The organism is Providencia xihuensis (assembly GCF_041953405.1).
Lineage (GTDB): Bacteria > Pseudomonadota > Gammaproteobacteria > Enterobacterales > Enterobacteriaceae > Providencia > Providencia vermicola.
This window is the reverse complement of the sequence record NZ_CP169565.1, coordinates 4,442,675-4,453,698: the sequence shown is the minus strand read 5'-3', so window position 1 is coordinate 4,453,698 and position 11,024 is coordinate 4,442,675. Positions and strand designations below refer to the sequence as shown.

8 protein-coding genes are annotated in these 11,024 nt (G+C 43.3%); 7 read left to right on the top strand and 1 reads right to left on the bottom strand.

Going from position 1 to position 11,024, the window contains the following annotated elements; genetic code table 11:
- Positions 1-759 precede the first annotated feature (759 nt).
- The 6 genes from rpmH (at position 760) to ACE2AL_RS20320 (ending at position 6,773) form a co-directional block, all read left to right on the top strand.
- The gene (gene rpmH, locus ACE2AL_RS20345) at positions 760-903 is read left to right on the top strand and encodes a 50S ribosomal protein L34 (RefSeq protein WP_004906236.1); all 144 of its coding nucleotides are present in this window, start codon (positions 760-762) and stop codon (positions 901-903) included.
- A gap of 21 nt (positions 904-924) precedes the next feature.
- A complete protein-coding gene (rnpA, locus tag ACE2AL_RS20340) occupies positions 925-1,284 on the top strand; it encodes a ribonuclease P protein component (RefSeq protein WP_004906229.1) in 360 nt (119 codons plus the stop codon).
- Positions 1,248-1,508, top strand: coding sequence for a membrane protein insertion efficiency factor YidD (gene yidD / locus ACE2AL_RS20335; protein WP_036959180.1), 261 nt, complete (start codon positions 1,248-1,250; stop codon positions 1,506-1,508). The genes rnpA and yidD overlap by 37 nt, the downstream gene beginning before the upstream one ends.
- A 2-nt stretch (positions 1,509-1,510) precedes the next feature.
- Positions 1,511-3,160, top strand: a complete 1,650-nt coding sequence (gene yidC / locus ACE2AL_RS20330; protein ID WP_206085629.1) for a membrane protein insertase YidC — start codon at positions 1,511-1,513, stop codon at positions 3,158-3,160.
- A gap of 115 nt (positions 3,161-3,275) precedes the next feature.
- Positions 3,276-4,640, top strand: coding sequence for a tRNA uridine-5-carboxymethylaminomethyl(34) synthesis GTPase MnmE (mnmE, locus tag ACE2AL_RS20325; protein ID WP_353167086.1), 1,365 nt, complete (start codon positions 3,276-3,278; stop codon positions 4,638-4,640).
- Between the two features lie 462 nt (positions 4,641-5,102).
- Positions 5,103-6,773 carry a trypsin-like serine peptidase gene (locus ACE2AL_RS20320; protein ID WP_375083808.1) on the top strand — a complete coding sequence of 557 codons (1,671 nt, stop codon included), beginning with the start codon at positions 5,103-5,105 and terminating at the stop codon, positions 6,771-6,773.
- A gap of 198 nt (positions 6,774-6,971) precedes the next feature.
- On the opposite strand, the gene fdhD is transcribed toward ACE2AL_RS20320, so the two are convergent.
- Positions 6,972-7,802: a formate dehydrogenase accessory sulfurtransferase FdhD gene (fdhD, locus tag ACE2AL_RS20315; protein ID WP_375083807.1), complete on the bottom strand. Its 831-nt coding sequence runs from the start codon at positions 7,800-7,802 to the stop codon at positions 6,972-6,974.
- Positions 7,803-7,975: 173 nt separating this feature from the next.
- Between fdhD and fdnG the strand changes: the two genes are divergently transcribed.
- On the top strand, positions 7,976-11,023 hold the full coding sequence (fdnG, locus tag ACE2AL_RS20310; protein ID WP_375083806.1) for a formate dehydrogenase-N subunit alpha: 3,048 nt from the start codon (positions 7,976-7,978) through the stop codon (positions 11,021-11,023).
- Position 11,024 lies beyond the last annotated feature (1 nt).

The following is an 11,024-nucleotide window of genomic DNA, read 5'->3' as shown; positions in this document are numbered from 1 at the left end:
GTTGGGCTCCCCTAAACAAGGTCAATGGAACAAAGAAGTACGGATTTAAACACAGAATTTTCTAAGAGCCATTTTTAAAACGACTCAGAGTGGTTTTAGATTAACTTTAACTCACCGCATATTGCTGATCTGTGGATCAGAATAGACCTGCGATCATACCGCAAAATTCACCAGAGATCTTCATTCTTTTACACAGTTTTTATGCTTTTTATCCACAGGTAAATGTGATAAGGCATCGCCTATAAGGAAGAAGTTAGCTGGGCTACTTGAATTTTTGTTCGTTTTTCCACATGGCTGGGGATAACTCTAGACGATTTAGTGAAAATATTCCTTAAGATCAAAAAATATTTTTAGATCGCGGGAAGATCCTTGCGCTTTAGGGTGGAGTCCGTATAATCTTCCTCCCTGTGCACAGTGCTGATGTGGTTTTTACACGAAACTGAGGTATACTTGTTGGGTTCTGCGTTCTGTTCTCGCGTTAACGTTAGACTTGAATACAGACGAAAAGCAGGTTGTCAGTCAGTATGAAAATAGAATCATGAGTTGACTGTCACAGCATATGTCGGCAAACCGGTCAGCCAGGCTATAAATAAAAGTGGTTTGATTGCGTCATTTTATTGACGTGACCCCCTATGTTTTATTACAATCCTGCCTCTTTCTATATTGTTGCGATAGAGGCACAGGTGTAAATCAGTTTCCACTGGTTGCCAACGCGTTTACTGAATCAGTAATAAATTTTAAAGTTAGGTAGAAATCGTTATGAAACGCACTTTTCAACCGTCCGTACTGAAGCGCAACCGTTCACACGGTTTCCGTGCTCGTATGGCCACTAAAAATGGTCGTCAGGTCCTGGCTCGCCGTCGTGCTAAAGGCCGCGCTCGTCTGACCGTTTCATCTAAGTAATAAAGCTAGCCCTCTATTCCAGTGGTTACGCTCGCTTTTACCCGGGAGTTACGCTTGTTAACTCCCAGGCATTTCGATAATGTCTTTAAGCAGCCGCAGAGGGCGAGTTCCCCAGAGATAACAATCCTTGGTCGCCTAAACGAGCTGGGGCATCCCCGCATCGGTCTTACCATCGCCAAAAAAAATGTTAAACGAGCTCATGAGCGAAATCGTATTAAGCGATTAGCGCGTGAATACTTTCGTCTGCATCAACACGAGTTGCCTTCAATGGACTTTGTGGTATTGGTAAGGAAAGGGGTTGCCAATCTCGACAATCAACAGATCACGGAAGCATTGGATAAGTTATGGCGTCGTCACCGTCGCTTGGCTCAAAAATCCTGATCATGCTGATCAGAGGCTACCAACTGGCGATTAGCCCGTTGTTAGGGCCTCGTTGTCGCTTCAATCCTACTTGTTCAAATTACGGAATTGAGGCATTGCGCAGGTTTGGTATGCTAAAAGGGAGTTGGTTAACGGCGAAACGCGTATTAAAATGCCACCCTTTACACGCTGGTGGAGATGATCCTGTCCCACCCAGAAAAACTGATGATAATAGAGAATTATAACGATGGATTCGCAACGCAATCTTCTACTCATCGCTTTGTTGTTCGTGTCGTTCTTAGTTTGGCAGGCCTGGGAGAGCGATAAAGTTGCTCAGGACGTTAAAACTGTTCAAACTTCGCAACAAGCGGATATGCCAAGCAGTGATGCCCAAGCAGTAACTAGCAGTGGGCAAGGTAAGCTCATCACCGTTAAAACGGATGTACTGGATATTCGCATCAATACTCGTGGTGGTGATATCGATGAGGCTGACCTGTTAGCCTATCCTGCGACCCTTCATTCGGAAGACCCTTTCCGTTTACTGGAAACTAACCCAGGCTTTGTCTACCAGGCACAAAGTGGTTTGATTGGCCCTCATGGCCCAGACAACCCAGCAAATAATAACGGTGAACGTCCGCTATACTCTGCAGATTCTGCAACTTTCACATTAGCGAACGGCCAAGACGTATTACGTGTACCAATGTCATTTACGGATAACAACGGCGTTGTTTACCAAAAAACGTACATTGTAAAACGCGGTCAATATACGGTTGAAGTTGAATACAGCATCCAAAACCCTACAGCACAGCCGCTAACGTTGGCGTTTTTCGGTCAGTTAAAACAAACTATCGAATTACCAAAAGAACGTGATACAGGGAGCAGCAACTTTGCTCTGCACACATACCGCGGTGCGGCGTATTCTTCCGATGAAAACAACTATAAAAAATATAGCTTTGGAGACATCGAAGATAAAAACCTGAGCCTGACAACGAAAGGTGGCTGGGTTGCGATGTTGCAACAATACTTTGCGACAGCTTGGATCCCTGCAAGCGCAGAGAAAAGCACGTTCTACACCATCGACCTTGATAAAAAATCTGCCATCATTGGTTATAAGAGTGAACCAATGACGATTGCCGCAAATGGCGCAGGTACTTATTCATCAACGTTATGGGTTGGCCCAGAAATTCAGTCTGAGATGGCAGCAGTTGCACCACACTTAGACTTAACTGTTGATTACGGTTGGTTATGGTTTATCTCTCAGCCATTGTTTAAATTGCTGAAATTTATTCACGGTTTCGTGGGTAACTGGGGTATTGCCATCATCGTTATCACCTTTATCGTTCGTGGTATCATGTATCCGCTGACTAAAGCGCAGTACACCTCCATGGCGAAAATGCGTTTACTGCAACCAAAACTGGCGGCAATGCGTGAGCGTATTGGTGATGATAAACAGCGTATGAGCCAAGAAATGATGGCGATGTATAAAGCAGAAAAAGTAAACCCACTGGGTGGTTGTTTACCGCTGCTTATCCAAATGCCTATTTTCCTTGCACTTTACTACATGTTGATGGGTTCTGTTGAACTGCGTCATGCACCGTTCTTTGGTTGGATCCAAGACTTGTCTGCACAAGACCCGTACTACATCCTGCCAGTATTGATGGGTGTGACGATGTTTGTTATCCAGAAAATGTCACCAACAGCAGTCACTGACCCAATGCAGCAGAAGATTATGACGTACATGCCAGTCGTGTTCACTATCTTCTTCCTGTGGTTCCCATCAGGTCTGGTACTGTATTATATCGTGAGTAACTTAGTAACCATCATCCAGCAACAAGTGATTTACCGTGGCTTGGAAAAACGTGGTCTACACAGTCGCGATAAAAAAGAGAAAAAATAATCTCGGTTCTCAGTAAGATGAGAATGGCTTCACAAAGCGGGATTCTATAGTAGTATTAAGGCGACCAGATAAGGTCGCCTTATTCTTTTCAAAAAGTCAAAGACAGAGAAACATCATGCTGATTAACGATACTATCATCGCACAGGCAACACCTCCCGGTCGTGGTGGTGTCGGTATTTTACGTGTATCAGGCCCGAAGGCGGCACTGGTTGCTGAAACCGTATTGGGGAAACTTCCTAAGCCGCGTTATGCGGATTATCTCCCTTTTCGTGATGTGGAAGGCGCTGTTCTTGATCAAGGCATTGCGATTTATTTTCCTGGCCCCAACTCCTTTACAGGGGAAGATGTTCTTGAGCTACAAGGGCATGGTGGCCCGGTCATCCTTGACCTATTACTGAGAAGAATTCTAGCTATCGATGGTATTCGTATCGCAAATCCTGGAGAGTTTTCTGAGCGCGCATTTTTAAATGATAAGCTCGATTTAGCCCAAGCCGAAGCGATCGCCGACTTAATTGACGCCAGTTCTGAGCAAGCGGCACGTTCAGCAATGAATTCATTACAAGGCGCATTTTCTTCCCATATCCACCAATTGGTGGAAGCACTCACTCACTTACGCATCTATGTGGAAGCCGCGATTGATTTCCCTGATGAAGAAATTGATTTCCTTTCTGACGGTAAAATTGAAGCCAAACTCAATGAAGTTGTGGCAGATTTAGAACAAGTTCGCTCCCAAGCTCGCCAAGGTAGTTTATTGCGTGAAGGAATGAAGGTGGTGATTGCGGGGCGCCCAAATGCAGGGAAGTCCAGTTTGCTTAATGCATTAGCAGGGCGTGAAGCCGCAATTGTAACCGATATTGCGGGGACCACGCGTGATGTACTGCGTGAACATATTCATATCGACGGGATGCCACTGCATATTATTGATACCGCAGGCCTACGTGAAGCAAGCGATGAAGTTGAGCGTATTGGTATCGAGCGCGCATGGAAAGAGATTGAACAAGCTGACCATGTGTTGTTTATGGTGGATAGCACCACAACCAATGCCACGGAACCACAAGAAATTTGGCCTGAATTTATGGCGCGCTTACCTGATGAACTTCCGGTCACCGTCATTCGTAACAAAGCAGATATGACAGGCGAACCAGTTGAGTTTATTGATAATACTCGTTATCCGTTAATTCGTTTGTCTGCACGTGAAGAAAAAGGTATTGATTTGCTGCGCGATCATCTGAAAGAGGCCATTGGCTTTAACAGTAATACCGAAGGTGGGTTCCTTGCTCGTAGCCGCCATTTACAAGCACTGAATGCAGCGGCCGTTCACCTAGAACAGGGATATGACCAGTTAGTGAACGCTCGCTCCGGTGAGTTATTGGCAGAAGAATTACGTTTAGCTCAACAAGAGCTGAGTGAAATCACAGGTGAATTTACCTCTGACGACCTATTAGGGCGTATTTTCTCCAGTTTCTGTATTGGAAAATAGTAAAATCTGAGAGGGTATCAGCCGATTATTGAATTCGTGCTGATACCTGACCTAAAAACAGCGGAGCAACGCATTACATATAAGTTATCATTCACTTTTGAATATTAAATCACTACTAAAATTGTTATTTACCCTATTATTTTTATTTTAATTAAATAATAAAAAACAATATTAATTTTTATGTTATTTTTTACATGAATAAAAAAACTATCATTAACCCTGTAATTTAAATTTTAAATAAAGGGCTCAATGATGGAAATATATGATGTAAAAAGTGTTAATGAAAAAATTAATATTGATATTATTAAAAAAAATAGCAAAGAAAAGCTTCATACCTTTTTTTTCGAACGCACTAATTCGAATTTTTTAAAGTTGTATTTCTCACATATTAATTTACCTAAAAATAGTTATGTTGAATTTGAATATGGGGATAGCGTTATACAGCGAGAAAGTTTTTATCAGATGAATGAGGCGATAATGACGATCCCGAGTAGCGGCGTTAATATTCGTGTTAGATTACCATTACTCACTGATGTAGAAAATGTTTTTTCGTTTTTCCTAGATTCGATTGAGCACGATAATCACTCAAGGGTGATTATCGGCCAAGACGAACGAAAACCTTATATGTGTTATGAAGGAAGCACAATTGCGGAGTATGCGTTATCAAGTGCAGCTGCACGTATTGGTGGATGGGGGTCTTGTTCCTTAATTGGTAGTGAAAACCATGTTCTCACTAATAACCATGTTGTCGAAAGTGATCCTAATTTAATCAATGGCGAAATATGGTTTAATTGGTTTAATGAGACTTGTAGTTCGACATCCGCAGTGACTGAACCTGTTCGTTTAAAGCCGGGCAGGGTATTAAAGCGGGGGATCAGCGCTAGCGATAATGATTATGCATTATTTACCTTAGATGAATTTGACTATTTAAATTCTAATGTGAAAGCATTATTTGGTGGGCTAGCATTAAGCCAAAGTAATCCGGTTAAAGGCGAGAATATTTATATTCCACAATATGGTGATGGTGGTTTACGCCCAATGCATATTGGCGATATAAAAAATGGCAAATTTGCTGAGATATTAAACGTTGAAAATAATGGCAATAAAATAGTTCATAATGCTGATACCCAAGGGGGATCATCAGGTTCTCCAGTTATATCAAGAGCCAGTAATCAAATTATTGGATTACATTGGGGGGGCGGGACTGTCAATGTGGGTGTCGCAGTTCAAAATTTGAATGCTGAATTAGGCGGGTTGATTGGAAATAGCAATATATCCGTTATTGGGCTTGGTCATGTTGCATCAACCAACCTGGAACTAAATCCCATTAATGCGTTAGAAACATTAATACCGATATCACTGAATGAAGGGAGTAGTATTATTCCTTTTGATACGGTGAAAATTGAAGACTATGAAAATTATTCAATAATGTATGTTGATGCTATTGATTTAGTGACTCATGAGATATTCCCGTTGTCATTTAAAGCAAGTGTAGTGAAAGAGGGGCATCAAACACATCTCCATGATGATGAGATCACAGGAGATGTGTTCTTAAAGTTCTATCATTTTGACATTGAAGCAGAAAAATTAGTGAAATGTTGGATTGCATTCAAAATATCTAATGATAATCAAAATATTAAAAATCACGTTATCCGGTTGATTTATGATAGATATGACCCTTATGTGGCCCCATTTGATATCGAAAGTGCTGAAATGTTAGCATTGAACCTTAGCCAAGATAAAAAAAATGCGACAAGCTACACGGTAAATGGCAATGATTATTATGGGTTTGTTGCGTTGTATCGCGGGCAGGGGCCACTGTCTTTGGTCTGGATTGAAAAAGCATACTCACAGGTAAAGGGGCTGTTAAAGAATTCATTAGGTGATGAAGTCCTTGTTAATTTCAGAGCTTCTCGCCAAACAGAGTGCGCTACGAACTCAATGAATACGGCTGCTTCATGTGCTTCCCAGAATAAATTCTCTCGGCTAGTATTGGAATACTTTCCTAAAGATAACCCACACCTTATATTAGAAAATAGTGTTTATGAAGGGATCATTCCGTTGCAGGCAAAATCATGGCAAGGGGAACCCAGCAAAAACATTTTAATTAAGGTCTCTTTGCAGTCTGAATAACTGTCGTGATTTAATATTTCTCTGTATTTGAATGAATTAAGGTGTTTAGTAAATCAATATTGCCATCCAGTGTATTAGCTGAAATTTAGTGTATGCACTGTTTATTAAGGCCAAGTTCGAATGTGAGCGTTTTAATCTGCTATTAATCCCTTTTTTGTTTGTGGGTGGGGTGCTGCATTCACTTTCAGGCTCAACACGTTAATCCGTAATACGGCTACCATGGGTAAACACCGTGGCTTTACCTTGGCGGCAAAAACCCACTAAGGTTAAATTGGCTTTCTCTGCTACTTCGATGGCAAGTGCGGTCGCGGCGGAAACAGCAAACAGAATTTCCGCGCCGCAGCTTGCGGCTTTTTGCACCATTTCATAACTGGCTCGGCTGGAAACCAAAACGGCTCCTTGTTGCCAGTGATGACGGCTTTTCATTCCCAGTAGTTTATCAAGAGCAACATGGCGGCCGACATCTTCACAACCACCGACTAATTGACCTTCTGGGGATATCCATGCAGCGGCATGGGTACAGCCTGTTAGTGCGCCAATTTCCTGTACTTTTTTCAATTCATGCAATGCATTATCAAGGTGCGAGAGAGAGAAGGTTTGGCTGAAAGGTAGGGGAGAGATAGGCTTAAAAATTTCATCAAGCTGCTCTGTGCCACAAATACCACAGCCTGTGCGGCCTGCTAAATTACGACGACGTTCTTTGAGTTCCATAAAGCGGCGGCTAGATAATTCCACGTGAACTTCAATGCCCCGATTGCAGCCTTCAACGATATCAATTCCACGAATTTCATCACTGGACTGTATTATGCCTTCCGAAAGTGAGAACCCGACAGCGAAATCCTCAAGATCTTTTGGGGTTGCCATCATTACCACATGGGATATGCCATTGAACACTAATGCAACAGGATATTCTTCTGCAACGTAATCTTTCACTGGTGAGTTAAGGTTGCCTTTTTGTTGCACAATTGTGCTGTTTAAGCCAATCATTTGGGTGATTTGGGAGTCATTTGTAGTATTTGTTTCATACATTAGATGAATTCCTAGCATTAATGATACATAATATTAATTATGGGTAAAAAGAATTTACACCATTTGCCAGGCAATGAACCTGGGACGTAAGGAAGACGTTGAATAAAAACAGTTTACCTGATTATCGCAATTGACGTTAGGTAAACATGAGCAATGTAAATGAGGAGATCCCCATGCAAGTCAGCAGAAGGCAGTTCTTTAAGATCTGCGCTGGCGGTATGGCAGGTACGACGGCAGCGGCGTTAGGTTTTGCACCTGCAACCGCGTTAGCGTCAACGCGCCAGTATAAATTACTGCGTGCGAAGGAAACCAGAAATACCTGTACCTACTGTTCTGTCGGCTGTGGGCTGTTAATGTACAGCCTCGGTGATGGCGCGAAAAATGCAAAAGAGAGCATTTTCCATATTGAAGGGGACCCGGATCATCCGGTAAACCGTGGTGCACTTTGTCCTAAAGGTGCTGGACTTATCGATTTCATCCACAGTGAAAGCCGCTTAAAATACCCCGAAGTGCGTGAGCCTGGTACCAATGAGTGGAAACGTATCACGTGGAACGACGCTTTTGACCGTATCGCTAAGTTGATGAAAGAAGACCGCGATGCGAACTTTATCGAAAAAAATAAAGACGGTGTCACGGTTAACCGTTGGCTAACCACCGGTATGCTGTGTGCATCAGCTGGAAGCAATGAGACTGGTTTTGTAACACAAAAATTCACCCGCGCTCTCGGCATGCTTGCCGTAGACAACCAAGCGCGTGTCTGACACGGACCAACGGTAGCAAGTCTTGCTCCAACATTTGGTCGCGGTGCGATGACCAACCATTGGGTTGACATTAAAAATGCAAACCTAATCGTTGTTATGGGTGGTAATGCGGCAGAAGCGCATCCAGTTGGTTTCCGCTGGGCGATGGAAGCTAAAATCCATAATAAAGCCAAATTAATTGTTATTGACCCACGCTTTACCCGTACAGCGGCAGTGGCGGATTTCTACACGCCTATCCGTTCAGGTACAGATATTGCGTTTTTATCAGGTGTTATCAAATACTTACTGGATAATGAAAAAATTCAGCGTGAATACGTGGAAGCGTATACCAATGCGAGTTTAGTGATCCGTGAAGATTTTGGCTTCGATGATGGTCTATTTACTGGCTATGACGAAGAAAAACGCCAATACGATAAAACTACGTGGAACTATGAGATGGATGAAAACGGCCTTGCGCTGCGCGATCCGACTCTAAAACACCCACGTTGTGTACTGAATTTATTAAAAGAACACGTTAGCCGTTATACACCAGAAGTGGTGAATAACATCTGTGGTACGCCAATCAAAGACTTCCTGCAAGTCTGTGAATACCTTGCAGAAACCAGTGTTAAAGATAAAACAGCATCGTTCTTATATGCGTTAGGTTGGACTCAACATACGGTGGGTGCGCAAAACATCCGTACGATGGCGATGATCCAATTGCTCTTAGGTAATATGGGTATGTTAGGGGGTGGTGTAAACGCACTGCGTGGGCACTCCAATATCCAAGGTCTGACTGACTTAGGTTTGTTGTCACAAAGCTTACCAGGTTACTTGACATTACCATCAGAAAAACAAACCACATTAGAAAGTTATTTAGCGGCGAATACGCCGAAAGCCACGGTGGCCGGTCAGGTGAATTATTGGGGGAATTACCCGAAATTCTTCGTGAGCTTAATGAAAACCTTCTACGGTGATAAAGCGCAGAAAGAAAATGACTGGGGCTTTGACTACTTACCGAAGTGGGATCAAGGCTATGACGTGCTGCGTTATTTCGAGATGATGGATAAGGGCGAAGTCAATGGTTATATCTGCCAAGGCTTTAACCCATTAGCGTCATTCCCGAATAAAAACAAAGTGGTTAAGTCGTTATCAAAACTGAAATTCTTGATTACTATTGACCCACTGAATACGGAAACGTCGAATTTCTGGCAAAACCACGGCGAAATGAACGATGTAAATCCAGCGGAAATTCAAACGACGGTATTCCGCTTGCCATCTTGCTGTTTTGCTGAAGAAAATGGTTCGATTGTTAACTCAGCACGTTGGTTGCAGTGGCACTGGAAAGGTGCAGATGCCCCAGGCGAGGCCATCAGTGATGGTGAGATTCTGTCGGGTATTTTCCACCGTTTACGTCAACTGTACAAAACCGAAGGTGGGGCACTTCCTGAGCAAGTGCTTAGCATGACTTGGAACTACTTGGATACTGATAATCCAACGCCAGAAGAAGTCGCGCAAGAAAACAACGGTTATGCATTAGTTGACCTCAAAGACGCTGACGGTAACGTTCTGGTCAAAAAAGGCGATCTACTGAGCTCGTTTGCACAGTTACGTGATGATGGTTCAACTGCAAGTGGATGCTGGATTTTTGCTGGTAGCTGGACGCCGAAAGGTAACCAAATGGCGAATCGTGATAACTCTGACCCAACAGGTCTGGGGAACACGTTAGGCTGGGCATGGGCATGGCCTCTGAACCGCCGCGTCATTTATAACCGTGCATCGGCAGACCCAATGGGTAAACCGTGGGATCCGAAACGTCAAATTCTTGAGTGGGATGGCAGCAAATGGACAGGGATGGATATTCCTGACTATAGCAATGCACCTCCTGGAAGTGGTGTAGGGCCGTTTATCATGCAGCCTGAAGGTATGGGACGTTTGTTTGCACTGGATAAAATGGCCGAAGGCCCATTCCCAGAGCACTATGAACCTATCGAAACGCCGCTGGATACTAACCCACTGCATCCAAATGTGGTGTCTAACCCTGCGGCTCGCGTGTTTAAAGACGACTGGGCGCAAATGGGTAAAGCGACAGAATTCCCTTATGTGGGAACAACTTATCGCTTAACAGAGCACTTCCACTATTGGACAAAACACGCCCTGTTGAATGCCATCATTCAGCCACAGCAATTTATCGAAATCGGTGAGCGCTTGGCGAAAGAGAAGGGTATCGAGCAAGGTGATACGGTGAAAGTGAGTTCTAAACGTGGCTACATTAAAGCAAAAGCGGTGGTCACCAAACGTATTCATACGCTGAAAGTGGCTGGAAAAGATATCGATACTATTGGTATTCCAATCCACTGGGGCTTTGAAGGTTTGGCGGTGAAAGGCTTTATTGCCAACACGCTAACGCCATATGTGGGCGATGCGAATACACAAACGCCGGAATTTAAATCATTCCTTGTCAACGTGGAAAAGGTGTAAG